This window comes from Microbacterium sp. NPDC008134 (assembly GCF_042957055.1).
In the GTDB taxonomy this organism is placed as follows: domain Bacteria; phylum Actinomycetota; class Actinomycetes; order Actinomycetales; family Microbacteriaceae; genus Microbacterium.
Map to the genome: position 1 here is coordinate 87037 of NZ_JBIBHO010000005.1, position 23580 is coordinate 110616.

The window sequence follows — 23580 nt, forward strand, 5'->3', positions numbered from 1 at the left end:
CCAGCGATGCAGAGAGCCACGTTGCGGGACGCACAACCCCGATCGAGACTCAGTACGCGACCCCCACGACCGACGAGGCGCGGATCCGGCTGAACTACACTGCAGCCGAGGCGCGCGTCGTCCTCGCCGGGAAAGGAACCGTGACCTTCACCGTCGACGGCGGCGCAACACAGACACTTGACGTCGATGGCACCCCGAATTCCCATCAGTTGCTGAAGGAAGCCGTGACGTCGGGCACCGTCGATCTCACGGTCAGCCCCGGAGTCGAGGTTTATTCCTTCACGTTCGGGTAGTCATTGCCCAGGGGAAATGTGCACAGCGGGCCGAAATGTCCAGATACAACCACCCGCGACCTCGACGAACTTTGTTCGTGTAGGGATCGACTCACGAGACGCCGATCCTCGACAGAATCACCCTTCGACTGAGCGTTGATTTCCGAGACGGTTGGGCAGCCGGGCGAAGCCCGAGTGCTCGCTGAGGCCCCTCAAGTTCCAGGGCTGCGTGATGACAGTCGCTCGGCCGGCTGCTTCCAGGGCTTCAGGTGCGTCGATAACCCACGGGATCCCGTCGATGGGGCGGAGGGAAATCTTCATACCGGCTGCAGTCCCGTCCGCCAGCGCGTCCCGAGCCGCGTCTGCTTCATCTACAAGCGCGTGGTGGCTGTAGTAGGCGACGCGGTCAATTTCTAGCGTCTCTCCGAAGATCTGCAGTCTGAAGGAACTCTCCTGGATCACGGCTGCCTAACCGTCGGTTAGGAGCATGTCCAGGCCTGGGTCACGGGTCCCGTCCAGAGTCGCGCCATACGTACGGGCATAAGGGTGTGCCGTTGCATAGCCTTCAAGCAAAAGCCTCATGATCCGAGCCCCTAGAAGATCGGATTCATCGGTCGTCGCGGGTAGATGGAGCGAGAGTTCGAAGTGGTCCTCGAGGAAAGCACAGGTCGTCAATAAACGCGACAAAGCGAGGATCATGAGGCGACTCTTGGGGCGGGTCGCCAGCCTTGCAGGGCCGAGGTGGGAGTCCTCGCAAATCTGCTCTGCTGAGCAAATGTATCCCGGCCAACTTCTATCCAAATGCCCCTTGACGAATGTGGGAAACGGGCCGTTCGACTAGTGCAGGGTGAGCTTGCCCTCAGGGACATCGACCGTCTCTTCGACGAGGGTGATGCCGCCGCTGCTGTTGGCGGAGTTCATCATGTCCTGCAACCACCGGTTGTTGATCGCCGGCGCCTGGGTATCGACAAAGATGAACCGCATGGGGATCGAGGGGTGCACCCAGATCGTCTCCCGGCCAGCACGCCCTGGAAGTACCCAGGACAACGTGAAGGACTCGTTGCGTCGGAGCTTCGTGGCGATCACGATCTTCAAGTGAGCGAGCGCGCGGTCTTCGATCTCGATCGGTTCGTCTTCGTTCGCGTAGTAGAGAGAGCCCACAGCCCCACCTCACATTCCGATTGTTCATCGAACGCCAGCTCGGCACGCGAATAGTGCTCACTCTAAGCCACCACAGCCACCGTCTCTGACCTGAACGATAGGGGGAGGGATCATCCCCCACGAATGATCCCTCCCCCGCCCCGCAACTTGAGGGAGTCGCAGACACCGTGCCTCACACGGACTGGGTGCGCCTGGCTCCTTCGTTCGGATCGGAGGAGCCAGGTACCCAAGAGGTGGTAAGGGGCTGGCGGCCTGCCTCACCCTGAGGGGGGGTATAAGAGGAGGCCGACCGCCAGCGATGCAGGGCGCCACGTTGAGGGACGCACAACCGCCCTGCGTCGTAAACCTATGCCGTCTGTTTCTCTCGGTAACTCCCCTTGACGTATCGGTGGCCGTGGTCGACGATGTTGGGCAGTTCTCTCCTTTGTTATCGAACATCACCGACGTACCATGCTTCGAGCGCGCAATCGATTTCATCGGTGTCGCGTGAGGGCGGGGACTCTCGAGCGCGGAGGGGCTCAGCTGTGGTCGGGAGGGCTGCGGCGACGATCCGTCCGAGATGGATTCGGCCCTCCACGTCTGGGGTGTGGAGGGCCGAATCGTCCCGCATGCCGGGGTTTTGACATCGCGGCCAACTCCCATGGGGAAGCATCACTGGGGATGATGCCGGGAGCGGTCTGAAGTTCTCAGGGCGCACGCGTTAAGAAAGACATTACTAGACCGGCTAGCTAAGTCAATGGCGAGGGATCTGCGACGGTCGATCGATCCGGCTTGCCGTGTGCCGGGCAAACTGCAGCCGCTCTTCATCGCTGCTTGGGGAGGAACTGGACTGACTCATGGAACCATCATGAGCGCAGCTGCGTTACCGCACACCTCCCCTCAAACATGTCGAAGGCCCCGCATCCCAGTGATATCAACGGGAGGCAGGGCCTTCGTGGTGGCGGTGACGGTGGGATTTGAACCCACGGTAGGGGGTTACCCTACACAACTTTTCGAGAGTTGCACCTTCGGCCGCTCGGACACGTCACCGCGGACAAGCTTACGACACCGCGGGCTTCGGCGCGAATCGGCGCCTCCGCACGCGAGCGCCGGGCGCGCCGCTCACCAGGCCGCGGCGACCTCGGCATGCGTGCGCAAGATGCCCTCGGTCGATCCGGCGGGCGCCCGGCCGATGCCGCACTCGGTCGCGACGCCGAACACCGGGGCGAACTTCCGGGCGGCGGCGATGCGGCGCTCGGCACCCTCGACACCGTCTTCGCGGTGCACGAGACCGAGGTACAGCTCGTTCACGGGCAGCAGGTCGGCGAGCGGAGCGAAGTACGCGTCGTCGTCGTGGTCGATCGGCACCGGCAGGTGCAGCCAGGTGAACGCGCGATCGGATGCCTCGGCCACCGCGTTCGCGTAGGCGACGAGGTGCGCGGCATCCGCTGGCTCGAAGAAGTGTCGTTCACCGGCATCGCCGTAACAGAGGTGCACCCCCACCTCGACGTCGGCCGGGACCGCGTCGACCAGGGTCGCCAGCCGCGCGACGAGACCGGTGAACACATCGCCGTCCCACCAGGCATCCATCACCGCGCCGTAGCCGGAGGCACCCTCGATGATGCCCATCTCGCTCGCCACGTCCCACTGGATCGCGAGGTCGTCGTGCGGGATCGCAGCGGCGATCTCCTCGAGCTCGCGCACCATCGCGGCCGTGTAGTACACCTCGAACGCCTCGCGGTCCGCACCCTGGAAGAACGACGAGATCACGGCGAGCGGCGTCGGCAGCGACACCTGGAAGCGCGTGCCCTGGGCGATCACGCCCTCCGCGCGCAGGCGCCGGAAGATCTCATACGACGAGGTCGCGGCCGCGGCGTAGCCGAGTGCGGGGATGGCGATCTCGCCCGGGTCGACGCCCTCGGCGAGACGCAGACCGCGCGCATCGAGACCCGCGCCGAACGGGATCGGCTCATCCCCCACCCGCTCGATGCCCTCGGCCTCGCCGAGCACGTCGGGCTGGAACATGATCCAGTGGAACCGCTTGCCGACCTCGCCGTCGGGGATGCGTCGAAGTCGATCTCCGAGCAGTTCGGATGCCGTGCGCATCGTCGTCTCGGCATCGTCGAAGTTCACACTGCCCACGAGAAGGGCGCCCTGTGGCTGCGTCATGTCCTCAGGGTAGACCCCCAAGTTAGGATGGCCTCAGGGAAACCGAAGGAAGGATGCACCATGGCATTCATCACCTCCGATGCTCTGGCCGAGACCGGATACGTCGTGCTCGACGACCACGATCAGACAGCCGACCCCGCCGAATGGCTCGACCTCGAGTACATCCCCTGGCGCTCCTCCGGCATCACCCGCTTCGCCCCGCTGGCGAGCTACGCCGGCGACCTCGAGTGCAACGGATTCTGGAACCACACTCCCCCGCGCACCGACCGCGACGGCGTGTGGGTCGAGTCGCAGGTCGCCGTCGCCCCGACCCTGCGGGCCCGTGCCCTCGCCCCCGGCGCCGCGGTGGGCCGCTGCCGCGTGATCGAGCTGCAGCCCAACGAGTACGCCGACGCGATCTACAACCTGCACCAGGACGACAACAACCGCCTCAACGACGAGGGCACCGGGTGGGTGGTGCGCGGGTACTACAACCTCACCGACGACTCCGACTCGATGCTCATCCTGCGCAGCGACCGCTTCGATCCGGCGACCGAGATCCGCCTGCCGCTGCGCGAGGGCTCGCGCATCATCGTCGACACCCAGCGCTTCTGGCACGCGGTCTGGCACCGGGGCACGGCGCCCCGCTACGCCCTCATCACGTCGTGGACCTCCGGCCCCGAGCTCGACGCCTACATCGCCGAGAACCACGGCGACCCGCACCCCGCGACCGTCGACCTCGACCCCGCCTTCGTGGATGCCGCGCAGATCGAACTGCACCGCCGCATCGAGGAGCGCCGCCGCGCCTTCGAGGCCCAGGGCATAGTCATGGAACCCCCGACACCCCTCTACAGCTGAGGTCTGCGCACTTCGTCTCGGGCTGGCGCCCTTCGTCTCGGGCTGGCGCCCTTCGTCTCGTCGCTGCGCTCCTCGCTCAGGGACCGGACTTTGGTTCCTGAGCGAGCGCAGCGAGACGAAGGGCCCGCTCATCCGCACGGTTGAATCACACCCGCACGGCCGGATGCCGCTTCCACCCGTGCAGACGTGATCGCTCCGTGCGGGTGTGCACGCAGCATCCGATCATCCCCACGCCGGGCGCAGGAATCGCCGTCACCTGCAGGGAGGAATGACCGGTGCAGGGAGCATCCCGACGATCCTCCCTGCACGTGTCCGAGATCCCTGCAGGTGACGGCTACACCGGCGAAGAACGGATGCCGCAGGCCACGGTTCCTGAGCGAGCGCAGCGAGACGAAGGGCCGCCGCTTACCGACTCAGACCGCGCGCCCGCCCTCGAGTCGCACGACGCGGTCGACCGAGCCAGCGGGCGGCGCGACGTGCGAGATCAGCAGCACTGACTGCTCGCCCGCGGCGCCGAGCAGGTCGCGCAGCAGAGCGTCGGAGGCATCCGGGTCGACGCCGGCGGTGGGCTCGTCGAGCACGAGCACCGGGAAACCTCGCAGCAGCGCGCGCGCCAGCGCCAACCGCTGCGCCTGTCCGCCCGACACGAGCGCGCCGCGGTCGCCGACGCGGGCGTCGAGTCCTCCGCGGTCCTCGACCCAAGGGCCCAACCCGACCCGTGCGAGCACGTCGAGCAGCTCGTCGTCGGTCGCCGTGTCGCGGGCGAAGAGCAGGTTCTGGCGGATGTCCTCGTCGAACAGCTGCGGACTCTGCTCGCACAGCCCGACCACGCGCCGCAGCGCCGGACCGGCCAGCGTCGAGGCGTCGACGTCGCCGACGAGGTACATGCCCTCCGCCCGCAGGAACCCCACGAGCACGGCCGCGAGCGAGCTCTTGCCCGCGCCGCTGGGGCCCGAGACGAGCACGCGTTCCCCAGGCTCGAGGTCGAGCGAGACCCCCTGCAGGGCCGGAGCGCCGCCGGGCCAGGATGCCGTGACATCGCGCAACCTCAGCGCGGGAACGCCCTCCGGCGCGGTCTCGGCTCCGTCATCGGTGCGCAGTTCGTCCGGCATCCGCTCGGGCAGCACGTCGACGATGCGCGCCGCGCTCGACCGCACGCTCCGCCAGGATGCCGCGGCGATCGGCACCGCGCCGAACACCTCGAACACGACCATCGGCACGAGTACGACCACGGCCAGCCAGGGCCCGTCGATCGCGCCGGTCGCCAAGCCCGGCGAGGCGGCGGCGACGGCCCAGACGGATGCCGCGCCCGCGACCGCCGAGACCACTCCCGCGGCGACCGCCTGCGCGAGCGAAGCGCGGGTCACGACCCGGCGGAGCGCGGCATCCGCCACCGTCACGCGCTCGCGCGCCTGCGGTTCGGCGCCGTACGCGAGGAGCACGTCGAGGCTGCCGAAGTAGTCGACGAGGGCGGCCGAGAGGTCGGCGCGACGATCCGAGACGAGCGCCTCGGCCCGCGAGCCGAACAGCCACCCCATCCCGATCGCGGCGGCACCCGCGAGGATCAGGCAGACGAGCAGCGTGAGCGCGGCGATCGGCGACACGAACGCGATGAACACGACAGCGCCGAGGGCCACGAGGCCCGAGATGCCGAGGGGCTGCACGACACGCAGCGGCAGGTTCTGCAGGTTCTCGACGTCGTCGACGAGCGCCGAGAGCACCTTGCCGCGATCGGTGCGGCCGAGGCCGGCGGGCGACAGCGGGATGAGGCGGCGCACCATGTCGGCGCGGGTCGTCGCGAGCTGGCGGAGGGCAGCATCGTGCCCGCTGAGCCGCTCGAGGTACCGGGTCACGGCGCGCGACACCGCGAAGAAGCGCACCCCGACGACCGCGATCGACAGTGGCACGAGCGAGTCGACGATCGACGCACTGACGATCAGCCACCCGCTCACGGCGAGCAGGCTCACGGCGGCGGTGGCCGACAGCATGCCCCAGATCAGTCCGGGGGTGAAGCGTCTCAGCGGCGGCTGGGCGAGGCGCAGGACCTCGCGGATGCGCGCGGTGCGGGTGGGATCGCTGCGAACGGGAGCACTCATGCGTGCACCCCCAGCGCGACGACGCGGTCGGCGATCTCGCGGGCCGTGCGGCGGTGCGAGACCAGAAGGATCGTGGCCCCGGCATCCGCCCGCTCGCGCAGCGACGACCACAACCGCTGCTCGGTGTCGGCGTCGAGGGCGCTGGAGGGCTCGTCGAGCATCAGCACCCGGCGCGGGTCTCCGGCTTGCCGGTAGAGCGCGCGGGCGACGGCGACGCGCTGCGCCTGCCCGCCCGAGAGGCCATTGCCCTGCACTCCCAGTTCGAGCGCGGGGTCGAGGTCGGCGCAGGCCGCATCGAGCGCAGCCCGCACGCGGTCGTCGTCGGGTGCGTCGTCGCCGAGCGCGACGTTCGACGCGATCGTGCCCTTCAGCAGACCGGGCGCCTGTCCGGCCCACGCGGTCCAGTCCGCCGGCGACAGCCGACCCACATCGACCCCACCGACCTCCGCCGCCCCGTCGAACGACACCGCTCCGCGCAGCGCTGCGAGCAGACTGGTCTTCCCCGCCCCGCTCGGCCCCTCGATCAGGGTGATCGTGCCGGGCTCGGCGGCGAACGAGACGGGCGGCAGATCGCGCACGCGCAGGTCCTCGACGGTGAGGTGCGGCGGGGCATCCGTTCGCAACTCCGGAGAAACACCTCGCTCTCGGCGGGAATCCCCGGAACCCGGCCCGGTCGCGGGCGTGGTTCCGGAGTTATGAACCGCGCGCGCCCCGGCCTCGTCGAGCACCCCGAAGATGTCCTCGGTCGCCGCCACCCCCTCGGCCGCGGCATGGAACTGCACCCCGACCTGGCGGATCGGCAGGAACGCCTCGGGCGCCAGCAGCAGCACGAACAGGCCGATCTCGAGCGAGAGGTCACCCGACAGCAGCCGGAACCCGACCGCCACCGCGATCAGCGCGACCGCGAGCGAGGCCAGCAGCTCCATCGAGAACCCCGACAGGAACGAGAACCGCAGCACCTTCATGGTCTCGCGGCGGTAGTCGTCGGCCGTGGACTCGATGCGGTCGGCGGCGCGGCGCTCGCGCCCGAACAGGCGCAGCGTCGAGAGCCCCTGCACGGTGTCGGCGAAGCGCACGGCGAGCTGCTGCAGCGTGTTCCACTGCTTCTGCTGCACGGCACGGGTCGCGATGCCGATGAGGATGAGGAACAGCGGGATCAGCGGCAGGGTGACCGTGGCGATGAGGCCGCTCTCCCAGTCGAACCACCACATGATCGCGAGCAGCACCGGCGTCGCAATCGCCGTCATCACGAGCTGCGGGATGTACCGCGCGAAGTACGAGTCGAGGGCCTCGAGGCCGTGCCCCGCCGTGACCGCGAGACCCGCCTGATTCCGCTGCGCGAGCCACGAGGGCCCGAGTCTCCCGACCGCGGCGATCAGCGCCGCGCGCAGCTGCATCCCGGTCTTCGCGGCCGCCCTCGTGCCCGCGGCATCCGAGGCGGCGATCAGCAGCCCGCGCAGCAGGGCGACGCCCAGCAGCGCCCACAGGGATGCCGTGACATCACGCCCCGCGATGGCCCCGGTGACGGCATCCGTCAGCAGCCAGGCGAAGGCGACCACGACCGCCGTCTGGACGACGCCGATCAGGGCGGATGCCGCGAGGAATCCCCTCGCGGCACCCGCGTAACGCAGCAGTCTCGGGTCGACGGGTTTCACGCGTGCGCCGGAGCCCCCTCGATGGACGAGCGCGTGACGCGCTTGCGGAAGACCCAGTACGTCCAGGCCTGATAGGCGATGACGAGCGGGGTGGCGATCAGCGCCGTCCAGCTCATGATCTCCAGCGTATATTGCGTGCTCGACGCGTTCGCGATCGTCAGGCTGTAGGCCGGGTCGATCGTCGAGGGCATCACGTATGGGAACAGCGCGGAGAACAGCATGACCACCGCGAACAGCACCGTGAGCATGCCGCCGATGAACGCCCAGCCGTCGCGCCGCACCATCGAGAGTCCGACGGCGGCGATCAGGCTCACGGCGGCGAGCGCGCCCGCCCCGATCACGAGCCACAGCAACGGGGCCTCGCGGTTCATCGCGATCAGCACGGTCCAGACGACGGTCGCCGCAGCGGCGAGGATCGTGGGCCCGGCGGCGAGCTTCGCCAGTCGGTGGGCGTCCTCGTGCACGGGTCCGTCGGTCTTGAGCCCCACGAAGAGCACGCCGTGCAGGAAGAACAGCAGCAGTGTGGTCACGCCGACCATGAGCGCGTACGGGTTCAACAGCGAGAAGAAGCCGCCCACGAAGAGGTGGTTCTCGTCGAGCGCGACGCCCTGCACGATGTTGCCGAAGGCCACACCCCACAGCAGCGCGGGCACGGCCGAGCCGATCACGATCATGCGGTCGAAGCCACGCTTCCACTTCGCGCTCTCGCGCTGGTGGCGGTACTCGAACGAGACCCCGCGCAGGATGAGCGCGAGCAGGATGAGCAGCAGCGGCAGGTAGAACCCGCTGAACAGCGTCGCGTACCACTCGGGGAACGACGCGAACAGCACGGCTCCGGCGACGATGACCCAGGTCTCGTTGAGATCCCATACCGGGCCGATGGTGTTGATGACCTGGCGGCGCGAGACGTCGTTCTTGCCGAGGAACGGCAGCGACATCCCGACGCCGAAGTCGAAGCCGTCGAGCACGAAGTAGCCGACGAAGAAGAAGGCGACGATGAAGAACCAGAGCGTTGCGAGATCCATGGTGTTCCTTCCTCTCAGTACACGACCGACGGCAGCTGGGCCGTCTCCTCGTGCGGTTCCTCGGTGGTGTCGGGCCCCTTCTGGGCGGCCCGGATGATGAGCCGGATCTCGACGACCGCCAGCGCGGCGTAGATCGCGGTGAAGGCGATGAGCGAGATCAGCACCTCGAGTCCGCTCACACCCGGTGAGACGCCGTCCTGCGTGGTCATGAGCCCGAACACGATCCAGGGTTGGCGCCCCATCTCGGTGAACACCCAGCCCATGATGTTGGCGGCGAGCGCGAGCGGGAACGACCAGATCGCGATCTTCCACATCCACGGCGCGGGCTCGCGCTTGGCGTTCTTGCGGGTGATCCAGAGGCCGACGACGGCAACGAGGGCGGCGGCGATGCCAAGGCCGATCATCCAGCGGAACGCCCAGTAGGTGACCCAGAGGATCGGGGCGAAGTCGGTGATGCCGGTGTCGGCGTACGTCGTCATGTACTCGGCATTCAGATCGTTGATGCCGTGCACGCAGGCGTCGAAGGAGTGGGTCGACAACAGCGACAGCAGGTACGGCACGCGGATCGAGAACAGTTCGGAGCTGCCGTCGGGTGTGCCGAGGGTGAAGATGCTGAACGAGGCGTCGTAGCCGCAGACGGTGTTGAACGTCGCCTCCGCCGCGGCCATCTTCATGGGTTGCGCCGCATACATCGCGAGACCCAGCTGGTCACCGGTGAGCACGACGCCGGCGGTCGAGACGATCATCGCCCACAGGCCGAACTTCAGCGAGATGCGCATGGTCTCGAAGTGCTGCCGCCTGGCGAGGTGCCAGGCCGAGACCGAGATGACGACACCGGCGGCGAACATCAGCGCGCCGAAGATCGTGTGCGGGAAGGCCGCGAGCGCGACGGGGTTGGTCAGCAACGCGACGAAGTCGGTGAGCTCGGCGCGGTTCGTCTCGGGGTTGTACGTGTAGCCGACCGGGTTCTGCATGAACGCGTTGGCGGCGATGATGAAGTACGCCGAGAGGATGCTGCCGATCGAGACGCACCAGATGGTGGCGAGGTGCAGCTTCTGCGGGAGCTTGTCCCACCCGAAGATCCAGAGGCCGATGAACGTCGCTTCGAAGAAGAAGGCGAGCAGCCCCTCGAAGGCGAGCGGGGCGCCGAAGACGTCGCCGACGAAGCGGGAGTAGTCCGACCAGTTCATGCCGAACTGGAACTCCTGCACGATGCCGGTCACGACGCCCATGGCGAAGTTGATGAGGAAGATCTTGCCGAAGAAGCGCGTGAGGTGCAGGTACTGCACCTTGCCGGTGCGCACCCACGCGGTCTGGAAGATCGCCGCCACCAACGCCATGCCGATCGTCAACGGCACGAACAGGTAGTGGTAGACGGTCGTCAATCCGAACTGCCATCGTGACAGGACCAGGGGGTCGAGCCATTCCATGGAGCACTCCTCTTTCTCAGCCTGCTGCCACGCTAACGACGGGCCTGCCGCCCTCGTGGGGCTGCGGGCCGTGAATAAAACGGTTGCTCGCCTAGGCGGCGGACATCTCCGTCAGACGCAGCTGCACGGTGCAGTCCGCCGGGAGGGCGGACATGCGCACGGCATCCGCAGAGATCGGCCCACCGGCTTCGGTGAGCACCCCCTGCATGAGGCCGAGGTGCACGCTGCAGAGCATCGGACGGTCTTCCGCGCGGCCCGCGGCATGCGGGCACGGGCTGAGATCGACGGTGAGCTGCACGTCGTCGACGACGGGCTCGAAGCCGCTCTCTTCCAGGTGTTCGATGAGTGCATCGAGTTGGTAGGTCGCGTCGCGACCGAGATCGGATGCCGCGGCGGGGAGCACCCGTCGCAGGAGGTCTCCGCGACGGGCCGCGGCGGTGACCTTGTCGCGCGCGATCGGGCTGGAGGCATCCGCCATCCCGGTCGCGGCGCTGTAGAGGGTCCGGGGGCGGCCGCGGGTGGTGCGGTGCTCGGTGGCGGCGATCACGTAGCCGCCCTCGATGAGGCGCTGCAGGTGCTCGCGCACCGTGTTGGCGTGGAGGCCCGTGGCCTCGCACAGCTCTCCGATCGTGCGCTGCGCACGGGTCTGCACGAGGTGCAGGAGCTGCACTCGCGAGTACGTGGAGATCGGCCCGCAGACGGGCCCGGCGCTGGCCATGACTCCAGTATGGCCGGGGTGTCGGACGTGTGGTGACCGTTCTCGATAGGGATGTCGGATGCCCGCGATAGCCTGGCTGAATGGCCACCCGTCGACCCGCTCCGCCCGCGTACGTCTGCACCGAGTGCGGGTGGACGACCGCCAAGTGGGTGGGCCGCTGCGGCGAGTGCCAGCAGTGGGGCACGGTGCAGGAGCAGGCCGTGAAGACCGGCATCGTGCAGCGCGTGAGCGCGCAGTCCCCGCTGGCCGAGAAGGCTGCCCGGCCGATCACGCAGATCACGACGACGGATGCCCCCCGCCGCACGAGCGGAGTGGGCGAGTTCGACCGGGTGCTCGGCGGCGGCATCGTGCCGGGGGCGGCGATCCTGCTCAGCGGTGAGCCCGGCGTGGGCAAGTCCACGCTGCTGCTCGAGGTCGCGGCGAAGGCCGCGCACGCCGGGCGGCGGGTGCTCTACGCGAGTGCCGAGGAGTCCCCGGCGCAGGTGCGTCTGCGCGCCGAGCGCACGGGGGCGCTGCACGACGAGCTGTATCTCGCGAGCGAGACCGATCTCGCCACGATCCTCGGCCATATCGACGAGGTGCAGCCGCAGCTCGTGATCGTCGACTCGGTGCAGACCGTCTCCTCGGCGATGATCGACGGCGCCGCCGGCCAGCCCAGCCAGGTGCGCGAGGTGGCATCGACGCTCATCCGCGTGGCGAAGGACCGCGACCTGCCGATCATCATCGTCGGGCACGTCACGAAAGACGGTCAGGTCGCCGGGCCCCGCGTGCTCGAGCACCTGGTCGACGTCGTGTGCCACTTCGAGGGCGACCGGCAGACGGCACTGCGCTTCATCCGCGCGCTCAAGAACCGTTTCGGCCCCACCGACGAGGTCGGATGCTTCGAGATGACGGGCGACGGCATCGCCGAGGTCCCCGACCCCTCCGGGCTGTTCCTCTCGCAGGGCGCGACCGAGCCCGGTACGTGCGTGGCGATCTCGCTCGAGGGCCGCCGCGCCCTCCCCGTCGAGGTGCAGGCGCTCACCGTGCCCACCCAGGCCCCGAACCCGCGCAGGGTCGTTCAGGGCGTCGATGCGGCCCGGGTCGCGATGGTGCTCGCGATCCTCGAGCGCCGGGCCGGGGTCCCCACGAGCAACCTCGACGTCTACGTCTCGACCGTGGGCGGCGTGCGATTCACCGAGCCCGCCGCCGACCTCGCGATCGCCATCGCGGTGGCGGGGTCGATCCGCCAGATCTCGGTGCCGCGCACGATCGCGGCCGCGGGCGAGCTCAGCCTGGCGGGCGAGATCCGCCCCGTGACGCAGGCGGCGCAGCGGCGCTCCGAAGCCTCGCGGCTGGGCTACGAGCAGGTGGTCGACGACCGGTCCAAGACGCTGCGCGCCGCTCTCCAGGACGTGAGGGCGCGAAGCGGGGGTCGCGCGCAGCGCGAAGCCCGCGACATCCCCCCGTTCTGAGAACAGTCGGCCGCGGCAGGCTCGTCAGACCGCGGACGCCTCAGGCTTCGAGTGCCTTCAGCAGTTCCTGCGGGGAGGCCTGCATCGGGTGGGGGCCGGCGATGTCGAGGAAAACCGTCGTGATGGGGTGCGAGCCGAGGAACTTGCGCAACCACTCGGCCGTGTAGATGCCGACCCCGGGAGGCAGGTTGTCGGGCTTGTTCTTCGCGTCGCTGAACAGCAGCAGGGCGAGGTCGCCGGTGCTCGGGTCGCGGTAGGTCCACACCTCACCGGTGTCGAGAGGGTTGTCGCGCGCCCCGGGCTTCACCAGCGGAACGACGGTCGTGCCGTTGCGGAGCGCGAGGGCGACCGCCGCGACATCCTGCTTCTCGAGAGCGAGCGCCAAGGCATCCGATCGGAAATCCTCGGGAGCGGGCTTCTGCTTCGCGTTCTTCGCCTTCTTCGCTGCCATGCCTCCAGCCTAGGCGCGCGAGCGCGCAACCGTCTCGACGCGGGCGGGGCCCGCGGAGACGATTGGGGCCCTCTCGAGTCCCACATTGGGGACTGGGGTACTCGAGAGGGCCCTCGGATTCTCGAGCGGCGATGTCGAAGCGCTGGGGACGCTGTAAGTCGACGCCACTGGGGATGGCATGGTGCCGCATGAATCGGAGAATCGCTTCAATGGTATCCCAAAGAACCACCCCTGTCAGCCGCTACCGATGCATCAGAGCTTTTCGGAACAAAAAACCGGGGCTGATACGTTTTTCGAAGCCATCCGGGCGGATGACGGTCGATATCGACTCAGTAGAGCAGGATCTGCTGCGTGGATACGCTGGTGAATCCACCGATCGAGACCGCGACGTGATACGACGCTCCCCCACCCGGAGCACGCTGGCGGTTCTCCTGCTCGCAGGTCTCGACGCTCGAGCGCGTGCGATCCCAGGTGACCGGGTCCTTGCTCGTCACGGTGGTGCCCGCGGTGAGCGTCGCGATCATGCTGCTCGGGTTCTGCTGGCAGTCGGTCGAGCGCCACCAGACGTCGGATCCGCTCGAGATCGTGAACGACTGCATCGTCGAGCCCACGTCGAGCGTGCAGTCGCTCGCGCCCTTGTTCGTCAGCGAGATCGACAGCTTCGGCAGCACACCGTCGGCATAGGACTCGGCGTCCGCCACGGCCTTCACCTCGATGTCCTTCGCCTGGCACGCCACGATCGCCGGTGTCTGCGACGCCTCCGGCACGTCTTCCGTCGCCTCGTCCGGCGGGAGCTGCGGATTGGATGCCTCGGCATCCGGGCTCGCGACCGTACCGGGAGTCGGAGAGGACGACGACGAAGCCGACGGTGTGGGCTTCGGGGTGCTCTCGGTCGCGGCCGAGGCCCATGGCTGGGCGACGAGCAGCCACACGCCGATGCCGATCGCGGCGAGCACGAGGATCAGTCCGCCGAGCAACACGATGCGCCGACGGCGATAGACGGCTGCGGACTGTCGGGGCATGGGTTCCAGGCTAGTTCAGGTGCTTCAGCATCCGCGTGTTGCCGAGCGTGTTGGGCTTGACGTGCGCGAGATCCAGGAACTCCTCGACACCTGCGTCACCGCTGCGCAACAGCTGCGAGTACACATCCGGGTCGACGACCTGTTCGCCGATCGTCGTGAACCCGCGGCGCGTGAAGAACTCCACCTCGAACGTCAGGCAGAACAGCCGCGAGAGTCCGAGCGTGACCGCGTTCTCCTCGAGGCGATCGACGATCGCGCGCCCCACCCCGTGGCGCAGCCAGGCGTCGCTGACGAGCAGCGTGCGCACCTCGCCCAGGTCCTCCCAGAACACGTGGAGCGCACCGCATCCGATCAGCTCACCGTCGGCCTCGGCGACGACGAACTCCTGCACTGCGCCATAGAGGACCGCGAGATCCTTGCCCAGCAGGATGCGCTGCTCGACCATCGGCTGCAGCAGATTGCGGATGCCGACGATGTCGGCGCTCCGCGCCGGACGGACGATGTAGTCGCTCACCCCTCCAGCCTAGAACCGCTTCCGGCCCGCGGCCTTGAGGCGGACACAGGAAAGGGGCGGATGCCGAAGCATCCGCCCCTCCTTCGTCTCGCTCCGCTCGCTCAGGAACCGAGGAGTGGGGTCACTCCCCGCTGGCGATGGCCAGGTCGGGGGTGCCGGAGATGTCGCCGCCGGTGTTCACGCCGACCGAGACCGGACCACCCTCGCGGGGGCCGTGCTCGAACAGGAACTCGCCGTCCTTCGCGTCGACCTTCACGTGGTCGCCGGAGTCGAGCTCGCCGTGCAGGATCTTCTCCGACAGGCGGTCCTCGACCTCGTGCTGCATCGCGCGACGCAGCGGGCGGGCGCCGAGGGCCGGGTCGAACCCGATCTCGATGAGACGCTCCTTGGCGGCCTGCGACAGCTCGATCGTCATGTCGCGGTCGAGCAGCCGCTCGCTGAGACGCTTGGTGAACAGATCGACGATCTGCACCAGCTCCTCCTTGTTGAGCTGCGGGAACACGATGATGTCGTCGACACGGTTGAGGAACTCGGGCTTGAAGTGCCGCTTGAGCTCTTCGTTCACCTTGCCCTTCATCCGCTCGTAGCTGGTCGCGTTGCTGCCCTCGATCTGGAACCCGACCGGGCCGCCCGCGATGTCGCGCGCACCCAGGTTGGTGGTCATGATGATGACCGTGTTCTTGAAGTCCACGATCCGACCCTGACCATCGGTGAGGCGACCCTCTTCGAGGATCTGCAGCAGCGAGTTGAAGATGTCGGGGTGGGCCTTCTCGATCTCGTCGAAGAGAACCACGCTGAACGGCTTGCGGCGCACCTTCTCGGTGAGCTGGCCACCCTCTTCGAATCCGACGAACCCGGGAGGGGCACCGAACAGACGCGAGACGGTGTGCTTCTCCCCGAACTCGCTCATGTCGAGCGAGATGAGGGCCGCTTCGTCGTCGAACAGGAACTCGGCGAGCGCCTTGGCGAGCTCGGTCTTTCCGACACCCGTGGGGCCGGCGAAGATGAACGAGCCCGACGGACGCTTCGGGTCCTTGAGGCCGGCGCGCTGACGACGGATCGTCTTCGACAGGGCGGCGATGGCCTCTTCCTGACCGATGACGCGCTGGTGCAGGGCCTTCTCCATGAAGACGAGACGCGAGGACTCCTCTTCGGTGAGCTTGAAGACGGGGATGCCGGTGGCCTGTGCGAGCACCTCGGCGATCAGACCCTCGTCGACGACCGCGCTGGTGGCGACGTCGCCCGCACGCCACTGCTTCTCGAGGCGCAGGCGCTCGGCGAGGAGGCTCTTCTCCTCGTCGCGCAGGGCGGCGGCCTTCTCGAAGTCCTGCTCTTCGCTGGCGACTTCCTTCTGCTCGCGCACCTTGGCGATCTTCTCGTCGAACTCGCGCAGCTCGGGCGGGCTCGACAGGATCGACAGACGCAGGCGTGCGCCGGCCTCGTCGATCAGGTCGATGGCCTTGTCGGGCAGGAAGCGGTCGGAGACGTAACGGTCGGCGAGGTTCGCCGCCGCGACGATCGCGCCGTCCGTGATCTGCACCTTGTGGTGCGCCTCGTAGCGGTCGCGCAGACCCTTGAGGATGTTGATCGCGTGCGGCAGGCTCGGCTCGTTGACCTGCACCGGCTGGAAGCGGCGCTCGAGCGCGGCATCCTTCTCGAAGTGCTTGCGGTACTCGTCGAGCGTGGTGGCACCGATGGTCTGGAGCTCACCGCGGGCGAGGAGCGGCTTGAGGATGCTGGCCGCATCGATCGCACCCTCGGCGGCACCCGCACCCACAAGCGTGTGGATCTCGTCGATGAAGACGATGATGTCGCCGCGCGTGCGGATCTCCTTGGTGACCTTCTTCAGACGCTCCTCGAAGTCACCGCGGTAGCGGGAACCGGCGATGAGCGAGCCGAGGTCGAGCGAGTACAGCTGCTTGTCCTTCAGCGTCTCGGGCACATCGCCCTTGACGATGGCCTGCGCGAGGCCCTCGACGACGGCGGTCTTGCCGACGCCGGGCTCGCCGATCAGCACCGGGTTGTTCTTCGAGCGGCGCGAGAGGATCTGCATGACCCGCTCGGCTTCCTTCTCGCGACCGATGACCGGGTCGAGCTTGTTGTCGCGGGCGGCCTGCGTGAGGTTGCGTCCGAACTGGTCGAGCACCTGCGAGCCGCCCTGGGCGCTCGGAGTGTCGTTGCTCTGCGCGCCGACGGCAGCCGGCTCGCGGCCCGGGGCACCCGAGAGCAGCTGGATGACCTGCTGGCGCACCTTGTTGAGGTCGGCGCCGAGCTTGACGAGCACCTGCGCGGCGACGCCCTCGCCCTCGCGGATGAGGCCGAGCAGGATGTGCTCGGTGCCGATGTAGTTGTGGCCGAGCTGCAGGGCCTCGCGGAGGCTGAGCTCGAGCACCTTCTTTGCGCGGGGGGTGAAGGGGATGTGGCCGGTCGGCTGCTGCTGGCCCTGGCCGATGATGTCCTGCACCTGCTCGCGCACGGCGTCGAGGGAGATGCCGAGGGACTCCAGCGCCTTGGCGGCGACGCCCTCGCCTTCGTGGATGAGGCCGAGCAGGATGTGCTCGGTACCGATGTAGTTGTGGTTGAGCATCTTCGCCTCTTCTTGGGCGAGGACGACCACACGACGGGCTCGGTCGGTGAATCTCTCGAACATTGTCAACTCCTTGGATCGCACGATCAGTGTGGGTGCGAGCGCTTGTATACCGAGAGTAACGACCGCGGATGCCGTGTATGCCCGTGTTCGCCGTCGGCATAGTGCGGTGACCCCGGGTGACGGGGTCGGATGCGTGGAAGGGTTGACTGTCTTATCGAGAGTCGATATGTTAACGGGAATCGATAACAACGATCATCGATAAGGAGTGGACATGAGCACCTCGGAGAACGCGCCGACGCGCGGCGACCGATGGTCGATCGCCGCCTTCTCGATCGCGGGTTTCGCGATCGCCGCTTGGATCGGTGTCAGCGCCGTGATGCGCATCATCGTGCTCGCAGGCGGCACGAGCGTGCCTGTGAGCCTCGAGTTCGTCGACGGGGTGTCCGACGTCGCACTCACCGACGGCTCGGCGACCGTGCCCGTCGAGCTCGACAGCGGCGTGCTGGTCGCGCCGCAGCTCACGGCGATCGCGATCGTGCCCGGCATCCTGGGCCAGCTCGCATTGATCGTCACGGTCGTGACGGTCGTCGGATGCTTGCTACTGCTGTCTCGAAGCATCCTGGGCGGACAGGTGTTCAGCCGACGCAACACCGCGCTCGTCACGGTCGCCGGCCTCACCGGTCTCATCGGCTTCGCGGCCGTGCGGTTCTTCGACAACATGCTCGCGAACGCCACCGTCTCGCTGATGACCGACAATCGGCTCGCGACCGCGGTTCTCACCGTCGAGCCGTTCACCTGGGTGCTCGCCGCGTTCGTCGTCGCTGTCATCGCGACCGCCTTCAGCGTCGGCGACCGCCTGCAACGCGAGAAGGCGGCGCTCGAGAAGGAGACGGAGGGCCTCGTCTGATGTTCGCTTTCGCCGCTTCCGAACTCGGAACCTCTCTGCTCTGGTTGAGCGTCGGCCTTCTCACCATCGCCGCGGTCAGCGCAGTCGTCGTCCTCGTCGGTCGCCGCCGGGGCAGCAGGACCCTCGCGCTCGACGTCGCGCTGACGCTCAGTTCCTGGTGGACGATCCTCTCGGCGATCGGACTCGTCTTCGTGCTGATCAAGGCCTTCACGGCCGATTTCGCGGAGGTCGCGGGTGCCCCGATGAACGTCGCGTGGTCGGAGAATCTCCCCTGCCGCACGGGCGAACTCACTTCCGGCGACGCGGGACCGCTGCTCTGGTGTGCGAGCGCCTCGGCATCCGACATCACGATCTCGCAGCCGAGCGTCGACGTCCGGGCACTGTCCGCCGCAGCTCAGGCCGTCGCCGTGCTCTACTCCACGATCCCCGCTGTGCTCATTGCGGTGATCTGCTTCCAGACGCTCCGCGGCCGCCCGTTCACTCGCACGATCACTCGCACCCTCATCGGCGGAGCCATCGTGGCCGTGGTGCTGGGGATCGCGAACGACGTGCTTCCCGGTATCGCCGCCACCGTCGCGCTGCGATCGGTTCTCCCCATCGACCACGATCTGTACCCCCACACCTTCCAGATCACGGTGACGCCCTTCCCGGTCGTCGCGGCGCTCGCGCTCATCGCCCTCGCCGCGGTGTTCCGACAGGGCATGCGCCTGCAGCGCGAGAACGCCGCCCTGCAGAAGGAAACCGAGGGCCTCGTATGACTCCGGCCGAGAGCGACGACGAGCTCACCGGCATCCACTGCCGTCTCGACGAGTTGCTCGCCGACCGTGGCATGACGCTCACCGAGCTCAGCGCGCGCGTGGGCGTCAGCATCGTCAACCTGTCGGTGCTCAAGAACGACCGCGCCCGCGCCATCCGCTATTCGACGCTCCGCGCGATCTGCGACGCCCTCGACTGCGAGGTCGGCGAGCTGCTGGTGCTGGCCGAGCGATCCTGACCTCGCTCAGAACTGGGGCGTCTGGGGCGGCTGGGGCGGCTGGGGCGGGGCGGGCTGCGGCGGAGTGAGGGGCTCGACGACGACCGCGGTGCCGTAGGCGCAGATCTCGGTGAAGTTCTGGATGGACCCGGCGTCGAAACGCATCGCGACGATCGCGTTGCCGCCGCGCTGCTGCGCCTCGGCCCACATGCGACCCATCACGACCTGCCGCGCCTCGTACATGACCTGGGTGTACTCGGGGATCTCGCCGCCGCCCAGCGAGCGGAAGCCCGCGGCGAACCCCTGCCCGAAATCGGTCGAGCGCACGGTCAGTCCCATGACCTCTCCGAGCACCTGGGTGATCCGGTAACCCGGAATATCGTTGGTCGTCACCATGAACATGTAGACATCGTCGCACCCGTACCAGAAATCATGATGGGGAGATATCCCCATCATGATGTTCCTATCAATGGGCTGAGAGCCGATAACCTGACGTCATGATGAACTTCGACCGGAAACTGCGTACCCGCTCCCGCCTGCTGCTGGCCCTGCCCGCCGCGGCGCTCGCCCTCTCGCTCGCCGCTTGCGGTGGCGCGAGCCGTCCCTCGGAGGCTCAGGTCGCCGACGGACTCACCAAGTACTTCGAAGACGCCGGACAGTCCGAGATCTTCAACGCCGACGCGGCCTCCTGCTTCGCCGGTTACCTCGTGGACTCGGAGCTCAGCAACGAGACGCTCAACTTCCTCGCCAACGGCGAGGACAAGCAGGCGAACGAGGCCGACAAGGCCCTGACCACCCAGATCCTGCAGGACAACATGAGCGAGTGCATGGGAATGGAAGAGGAGTAATCCTCCGCCCCGGCTCCGGTCGGAACGACATCGAAGGATGGCGGATGCTGCGGCATCCGTCATCCTTCGTCATTTCCCCCAGGGAATTCCCAGGCGGGCCTAGCGTTGAACGTTCTGGCTTGTATATCGGCACGCCGCAATCTGTTCTGGAGTTCCCCCGCAATGAGTACCACCGCTCGCGCGCCGAAGGCGCCTGACACCCGCGGACCGATCCGGAAGCTGCTGACCTCGTTCGGCTTCCAGATCCTCGCCGCCCTCGTCCTCGGCATCGCCGCCGGCCTCATCGGCCGTCAGCTCGGCGCCACCGCCGAGAACCCGAACGGCCTCTCGGCCACCCTCGACACGATCGGCAGCTCGTACGTCACGCTGCTGCGCGCCGCCGTCGTGCCCCTCATCTTCACCGCCATCGTGGCGAGCATCTCGAACCTGCGTCGCGTGCAGAACGCCGCCCGCCTCGCCGGTCAGACGCTGCTGTGGTTCGCGATCACCGCGTTCATCGCCGTCGTCATCGGCATCGTGCTCGGCCTCGTCATCCAGCCCGGCGCCCGCGCGGGCGAGGGCCTCGAGCCCGGCGAGCCCTACACGGTCGGCACGTGGTGGAACTTCCTGCTGGGCCTCATCCCGCAGAACTTCCTCGGCATCGGCGTGAGCAGCTCGTTCGACGCCGAAGCCGGCGCCGTCTCGTCGAGCGTCAGCTTCAACATCCTGCAGGTCATCGTCGTCGCCGCCGTCGTCGGCATCGCCGCCCTCAAGGCCGGCAAGAAGGCCGAGCCGTTCCTCGTCTTCACCGAGTCGCTGCTCAAGGTCATCCAGCGCGTGCTGTGGTGGATCATCCGCATCGCCCCGATCGGCACGTTCGGGCTCATCGGCGCCGCGGTCATCAAGTACGGCTGGGAGAAGCTCGCCTCGCTGGGCTGGTTCGCGATCGCGATCTACATCGGCCTCGCGCTCGTGCTCTTCGTCGTCTACCCCGTGCTCGTGAAGACGCACGGCCTGTCGATCAAGCAGTACTTCTCGGGCGTCTGGCCCGCCGTGCAGCTGGCGTTCGTCAGCCGCTCGTCGATCGGCACGCTGCCCCTCACCGAGCGCGTCACCGAGCGCAACCTCGGCGTGCCCCGCTCGTACGCCTCGTTCGCGGTGCCCTTCGGTGCGACGACCAAGATGGACGGTTGCGCCGCGATCTACCCGGCCATCGCCGCGATCTTCGTCGCGCAGTTCTTCGGCATCGAGCTGAACTTCGTGCAGTACCTGCTCATCGTGATCGTCTCGGTCGTCGGCTCGGCGGCCACCGCCGGCACCACCGGCGCGGTCGTCATGCTGACGCTCACGCTGTCGACGCTCGGCCTGCCGCTCGAGGGCGTCGGACTGCTGCTCGCGATCGACCCCATCCTCGACATGGGTCGCACCGCGGTCAACGTCGCGGGCCAGGCGCTCATCCCGACGATCGTCGCCAAGCGCGAAGGCATCCTGAACGAGGATCTGTACAACGCGCCGCGCGCGGGCCTGCCCTTCGCCGAGGACGATGACGACGACGCCCCCGAGGCGGATGCCGCCCCGGAGCCCGCAGCCACGCGCTGACCCGCTCGCCTCGTGCAAGAGCGCCTCGCCCCTCCCAGGGCGGGGCGCTCTTCTCGTTACCGGTGCGTGCGTCGCAGCATCCATCCGCGAGCCGAGGTCGCGAATGCCTGCGAGCGGATGCCTGGGCGCGGATGCCGCTACGCGCGCTCGCCCGGACGGGTCGCCCCGCGGGTGTCCATGGCGAGCTCCTCGGCATCCATCGCCGCGATCAACTCGCGCATGACCTCCTCGTCGAGGTTGCCCCGGTCGCGCTCCTCGAGCAGGATCTCTCGGCGCACCTGCAACCACCCCTTCGACAGGGCGACAAGGTCGTCGTACGAGGGCTTGGCGACCGAGTCCTCGACCTCCTGCGCTTCGTCGGTGTCCTTCTCGACGCGGGTCATGCGCTTCGCGAAGGCGTCGAAGATCGACAGGTCGACCTCGCCGTACTTCTGCTCCCACTCGACGCGCTTCTCGGCGAGGAACGCCTTTCCGGCCGTACGGCTCTTCTCCTTCACCGCGGCGAGCGCCTTCTCGTCCTCGGCATGATCGACGTCGCTGGCGATGCCGAGGCGGCGGATCAGCATCGGCAGCGTGAGCCCCTGCAGCAGCAGCGTGCCGACGGTCACGACGAACGCGACCACGACGATCGCGTGCGAGGCCTGGGAATCGAGGGTCGCGAGATCCGCCGCGGCGAGCGCGGTCGCGAGCGTCACCACGCCGCGCATGCCCGCCCACGAGATCACGGCGTTGTCCTTCCAGCTCAGCTGGAGTCCGGCCATCCGGTCGCGGACGATCTGGCTGCGCAGCTCGTCGGGGGTGTACTGGCTCCATCGCCGGGACTGCTTCTGCCGCTTCTGGAACTCGCCGGACTCGACCCCGCGGTCCCAGCGCTCCAGGCGCTTGCGGTCCTGGAAGTTCGCCCACGCGCTCACCGGATAGATGTAGAGGGGGCGCACGACGAGCACCACCACGAGCACGACGCCCGACAGCAGCAGGATCTCGCCGATCGACTCGGCCCCCAGGTCGCTGACCACGCGCGGCAATTGCAGCCCGATGTACGCGAACACGAAGCTCTCGAGCAGGAAGTCGGCGGAGAGCCAGATCGGCTTCTCCTGCTGGCGGGTCGTGTAATCGGTGCGCGGGGCGTTGAAGCCGACGTAGAGGCCCATCGCGACGACGGCGAGCACACCCGAGCCGTTCAGGTGCTCCGCGATCGCGTAGGCGCCGAAGGGCGCGAGCAGACCGAAGGTACCGATCACGACAGGGTCGGTGATACGCATGCGCAGCTGATGTAGCGCGACGCCGAAGACGAGACCGATACCCACGCCGACCACGACGGCCACGACGAACTGCCAGATGCCGCCCCACACGGTCACCGTGGCGCCCGCGAGGATCGCGGCGAACACGCGGTACAGCGTCAGCGAGGTCGCGTCGTTGATGAGGCTCTCACCCGAGAGCACGGTCATGATGCGGCGCGGCAGGCCGAGCTTGCGGCCGATCGCGGCGGCCGACACCGCGTCGGGCGGAGACACGATCGCCCCGAGCAGCAAGGCGCCGGCCAGGCCGAGGTCGGGGAAGATCCACCACGCGACGAGACCGACGGCGAGCGCCGTGATGAGCACCAGCCAGATGCCGAGGCGGCGGATCTGCGGCAGGCTGCGTTTGAACCCGACGAACGACACGTCGAGCGCCGCCGAGTACAGCAGCGGCGGCAGAACGAGGTTCAGCAGCAGGTGTCCGTCGGCGCGCAGCTCGGGCACGAACGGCAGGAACGACACCGCGAGCGCCACGACCGTGACGAGCAGAGGTGCGGGCCAGCCGCGCCAGCGCGCGATGGCCGCCACGACGACGGCGCCGACGAGCACGTAGAAGATCTCGGCATCCATGCTGGCCAGGGTATCGGGAATGCCCCACCCGCC

Annotated in this window: 22 protein-coding genes and 1 tRNA gene; 8 read left to right on the forward strand and 15 right to left on the reverse strand. The window is 68.0% G+C overall.

The window, feature by feature from the left end:
- Positions 1-41: 41 nt before the first annotated feature.
- Positions 42-293: a hypothetical protein gene (locus ACFY9N_RS17050; protein WP_391480168.1), complete on the forward strand. Its 252-nt coding sequence runs from the start codon at positions 42-44 to the stop codon at positions 291-293.
- Between the two features lie 117 nt (positions 294-410).
- Here ACFY9N_RS17050 and ACFY9N_RS17055 read toward each other — a convergent pair whose 3' ends face one another.
- The 4 genes from ACFY9N_RS17055 to ACFY9N_RS17070 all read right to left on the reverse strand — a co-directional run bounded on the left by ACFY9N_RS17055 (position 411) and on the right by ACFY9N_RS17070 (position 3581).
- A complete protein-coding gene (locus tag ACFY9N_RS17055; protein ID WP_391480125.1) occupies positions 411-734 on the reverse strand; it encodes a hypothetical protein in 324 nt (107 codons plus the stop codon).
- A 375-nt stretch (positions 735-1109) separates the two neighbouring features.
- A complete protein-coding gene (locus tag ACFY9N_RS17060) occupies positions 1110-1433 on the reverse strand; it encodes a hypothetical protein (RefSeq protein ID WP_391480126.1) in 324 nt (107 codons plus the stop codon).
- A 938-nt stretch (positions 1434-2371) separates the two neighbouring features.
- Positions 2372-2462 (reverse strand) — tRNA-Ser (locus ACFY9N_RS17065).
- Positions 2463-2534: 72 nt separating this feature from the next.
- Positions 2535-3581: a hypothetical protein gene (locus ACFY9N_RS17070; protein WP_391480127.1), complete on the reverse strand. Its 1047-nt coding sequence runs from the start codon at positions 3579-3581 to the stop codon at positions 2535-2537.
- A gap of 60 nt (positions 3582-3641) precedes the next feature.
- Here ACFY9N_RS17070 and ACFY9N_RS17075 point away from each other — a divergent pair, with 60 nt between their 5' ends.
- Complete coding sequence (locus ACFY9N_RS17075; RefSeq protein WP_391480128.1) at positions 3642-4418, forward strand: hypothetical protein; 777 nt, start codon at positions 3642-3644, stop codon at positions 4416-4418.
- A gap of 413 nt (positions 4419-4831) precedes the next feature.
- Here the strand turns inward: ACFY9N_RS17075 and cydC are convergent, their stop codons facing one another.
- From cydC to ACFY9N_RS17100, 5 genes are all read right to left on the reverse strand, one after another.
- A complete protein-coding gene (gene cydC, locus ACFY9N_RS17080; RefSeq protein WP_391480129.1) occupies positions 4832-6514 on the reverse strand; it encodes a thiol reductant ABC exporter subunit CydC in 1683 nt (560 codons plus the stop codon).
- Positions 6511-8169 carry a thiol reductant ABC exporter subunit CydD gene (gene cydD, locus ACFY9N_RS17085; protein WP_391480131.1) on the reverse strand — a complete coding sequence of 553 codons (1659 nt, stop codon included), beginning with the start codon at positions 8167-8169 and terminating at the stop codon, positions 6511-6513. Before cydD ends, cydC begins: the two co-directional genes overlap by 4 nt.
- Positions 8166-9194 carry a cytochrome d ubiquinol oxidase subunit II gene (gene cydB / locus ACFY9N_RS17090; RefSeq protein ID WP_391480132.1) on the reverse strand — a complete coding sequence of 343 codons (1029 nt, stop codon included), beginning with the start codon at positions 9192-9194 and terminating at the stop codon, positions 8166-8168. The genes cydD and cydB overlap by 4 nt, the downstream gene beginning before the upstream one ends.
- Positions 9195-9208: 14 nt before the next feature.
- Positions 9209-10624, reverse strand: coding sequence for a cytochrome ubiquinol oxidase subunit I (locus ACFY9N_RS17095; protein ID WP_391480133.1), 1416 nt, complete (start codon positions 10622-10624; stop codon positions 9209-9211).
- Positions 10625-10715: 91 nt separating this feature from the next.
- On the reverse strand, positions 10716-11342 hold the full coding sequence (locus tag ACFY9N_RS17100) for a helix-turn-helix transcriptional regulator (protein WP_391480135.1): 627 nt from the start codon (positions 11340-11342) through the stop codon (positions 10716-10718).
- Positions 11343-11422: 80 nt separating this feature from the next.
- Here ACFY9N_RS17100 and radA point away from each other — a divergent pair, with 80 nt between their 5' ends.
- On the forward strand, positions 11423-12796 hold the full coding sequence (radA, locus tag ACFY9N_RS17105; protein ID WP_391480136.1) for a DNA repair protein RadA: 1374 nt from the start codon (positions 11423-11425) through the stop codon (positions 12794-12796).
- 40 nt (positions 12797-12836) lie between these two features.
- On the opposite strand, the gene ACFY9N_RS17110 is transcribed toward radA, so the two are convergent.
- From ACFY9N_RS17110 to ACFY9N_RS17125, 4 genes are all read right to left on the reverse strand, one after another.
- Positions 12837-13247, reverse strand: coding sequence for a dehydrogenase (locus ACFY9N_RS17110; protein ID WP_391480137.1), 411 nt, complete (start codon positions 13245-13247; stop codon positions 12837-12839).
- 329 nt (positions 13248-13576) lie between these two features.
- Positions 13577-14269 (reverse strand): hypothetical protein, encoded by a 693-nt coding sequence (locus ACFY9N_RS17115; RefSeq protein WP_391480138.1) that lies wholly within the window; start codon positions 14267-14269, stop codon positions 13577-13579.
- 10 nt (positions 14270-14279) lie between these two features.
- Positions 14280-14783, reverse strand: a complete 504-nt coding sequence (locus ACFY9N_RS17120; RefSeq protein WP_391480139.1) for an amino-acid N-acetyltransferase — start codon at positions 14781-14783, stop codon at positions 14280-14282.
- A gap of 121 nt (positions 14784-14904) precedes the next feature.
- The gene (locus ACFY9N_RS17125) at positions 14905-17433 is read right to left on the reverse strand and encodes an ATP-dependent Clp protease ATP-binding subunit (RefSeq protein WP_391480141.1); all 2529 of its coding nucleotides are present in this window, start codon (positions 17431-17433) and stop codon (positions 14905-14907) included.
- A 211-nt stretch (positions 17434-17644) separates the two neighbouring features.
- Here ACFY9N_RS17125 and ACFY9N_RS17130 point away from each other — a divergent pair, with 211 nt between their 5' ends.
- The 3 genes from ACFY9N_RS17130 to ACFY9N_RS17140 are packed head-to-tail and all read left to right on the forward strand — an operon-like array spanning position 17645 to position 19274.
- Positions 17645-18280, forward strand: coding sequence for a hypothetical protein (locus ACFY9N_RS17130; RefSeq protein WP_391480142.1), 636 nt, complete (start codon positions 17645-17647; stop codon positions 18278-18280).
- The gene (locus ACFY9N_RS17135; RefSeq protein ID WP_391480143.1) at positions 18280-19038 is read left to right on the forward strand and encodes a hypothetical protein; all 759 of its coding nucleotides are present in this window, start codon (positions 18280-18282) and stop codon (positions 19036-19038) included. Before ACFY9N_RS17130 ends, ACFY9N_RS17135 begins: the two co-directional genes overlap by 1 nt.
- Positions 19035-19274, forward strand: coding sequence for a helix-turn-helix domain-containing protein (locus ACFY9N_RS17140; protein ID WP_391480145.1), 240 nt, complete (start codon positions 19035-19037; stop codon positions 19272-19274). The genes ACFY9N_RS17135 and ACFY9N_RS17140 overlap by 4 nt, the downstream gene beginning before the upstream one ends.
- A 6-nt stretch (positions 19275-19280) precedes the next feature.
- On the opposite strand, the gene ACFY9N_RS17145 is transcribed toward ACFY9N_RS17140, so the two are convergent.
- A complete protein-coding gene (locus ACFY9N_RS17145) occupies positions 19281-19655 on the reverse strand; it encodes a YbjQ family protein (protein WP_391480146.1) in 375 nt (124 codons plus the stop codon).
- A 95-nt stretch (positions 19656-19750) separates the two neighbouring features.
- Here ACFY9N_RS17145 and ACFY9N_RS17150 point away from each other — a divergent pair, with 95 nt between their 5' ends.
- Together ACFY9N_RS17150 and ACFY9N_RS17155 are read left to right on the forward strand one after the other, a co-directional pair.
- Entirely contained in the window at positions 19751-20101 is a 351-nt protein-coding gene (locus ACFY9N_RS17150) for a hypothetical protein (RefSeq protein ID WP_391480148.1), read from the forward strand.
- Between the two features lie 162 nt (positions 20102-20263).
- A complete protein-coding gene (locus ACFY9N_RS17155; RefSeq protein ID WP_391480149.1) occupies positions 20264-21679 on the forward strand; it encodes a dicarboxylate/amino acid:cation symporter in 1416 nt (471 codons plus the stop codon).
- A 137-nt stretch (positions 21680-21816) separates the two neighbouring features.
- On the opposite strand, the gene ACFY9N_RS17160 is transcribed toward ACFY9N_RS17155, so the two are convergent.
- Complete coding sequence (locus tag ACFY9N_RS17160) at positions 21817-23547, reverse strand: cation:proton antiporter (RefSeq protein WP_391480151.1); 1731 nt, start codon at positions 23545-23547, stop codon at positions 21817-21819.
- Positions 23548-23580: the final 33 nt, after the last annotated feature.

Coding starts and splice junctions, on each gene's coding strand:
- ACFY9N_RS17135 (WP_391480143.1), top strand. CDS start 18,280: ATGTTCGCTTTCGCCGCTTCCGAACTCGGAACCTCTCTGCTCTGGTTG.
- ACFY9N_RS17070 (WP_391480127.1), bottom strand. CDS start 3,581: ATGACGCAGCCACAGGGCGCCCTTCTCGTGGGCAGTGTGAACTTCGAC.
- ACFY9N_RS17095 (WP_391480133.1), bottom strand. CDS start 10,624: ATGGAATGGCTCGACCCCCTGGTCCTGTCACGATGGCAGTTCGGATTG.
- ACFY9N_RS17110 (WP_391480137.1), bottom strand. CDS start 13,247: ATGGCAGCGAAGAAGGCGAAGAACGCGAAGCAGAAGCCCGCTCCCGAG.
- ACFY9N_RS17145 (WP_391480146.1), bottom strand. CDS start 19,655: ATGTTCATGGTGACGACCAACGATATTCCGGGTTACCGGATCACCCAG.
- ACFY9N_RS17160 (WP_391480151.1), bottom strand. CDS start 23,547: ATGGATGCCGAGATCTTCTACGTGCTCGTCGGCGCCGTCGTCGTGGCG.
- cydB (WP_391480132.1), bottom strand. CDS start 9,194: ATGGATCTCGCAACGCTCTGGTTCTTCATCGTCGCCTTCTTCTTCGTC.
- radA (WP_391480136.1), top strand. CDS start 11,423: ATGGCCACCCGTCGACCCGCTCCGCCCGCGTACGTCTGCACCGAGTGC.
- ACFY9N_RS17150 (WP_391480148.1), top strand. CDS start 19,751: ATGATGAACTTCGACCGGAAACTGCGTACCCGCTCCCGCCTGCTGCTG.
- ACFY9N_RS17125 (WP_391480141.1), bottom strand. CDS start 17,433: ATGTTCGAGAGATTCACCGACCGAGCCCGTCGTGTGGTCGTCCTCGCC.
- ACFY9N_RS17075 (WP_391480128.1), top strand. CDS start 3,642: ATGGCATTCATCACCTCCGATGCTCTGGCCGAGACCGGATACGTCGTG.
- ACFY9N_RS17155 (WP_391480149.1), top strand. CDS start 20,264: ATGAGTACCACCGCTCGCGCGCCGAAGGCGCCTGACACCCGCGGACCG.
- ACFY9N_RS17100 (WP_391480135.1), bottom strand. CDS start 11,342: ATGGCCAGCGCCGGGCCCGTCTGCGGGCCGATCTCCACGTACTCGCGA.
- ACFY9N_RS17130 (WP_391480142.1), top strand. CDS start 17,645: ATGAGCACCTCGGAGAACGCGCCGACGCGCGGCGACCGATGGTCGATC.
- ACFY9N_RS17140 (WP_391480145.1), top strand. CDS start 19,035: ATGACTCCGGCCGAGAGCGACGACGAGCTCACCGGCATCCACTGCCGT.
- ACFY9N_RS17115 (WP_391480138.1), bottom strand. CDS start 14,269: ATGCCCCGACAGTCCGCAGCCGTCTATCGCCGTCGGCGCATCGTGTTG.
- cydC (WP_391480129.1), bottom strand. CDS start 6,514: ATGAGTGCTCCCGTTCGCAGCGATCCCACCCGCACCGCGCGCATCCGC.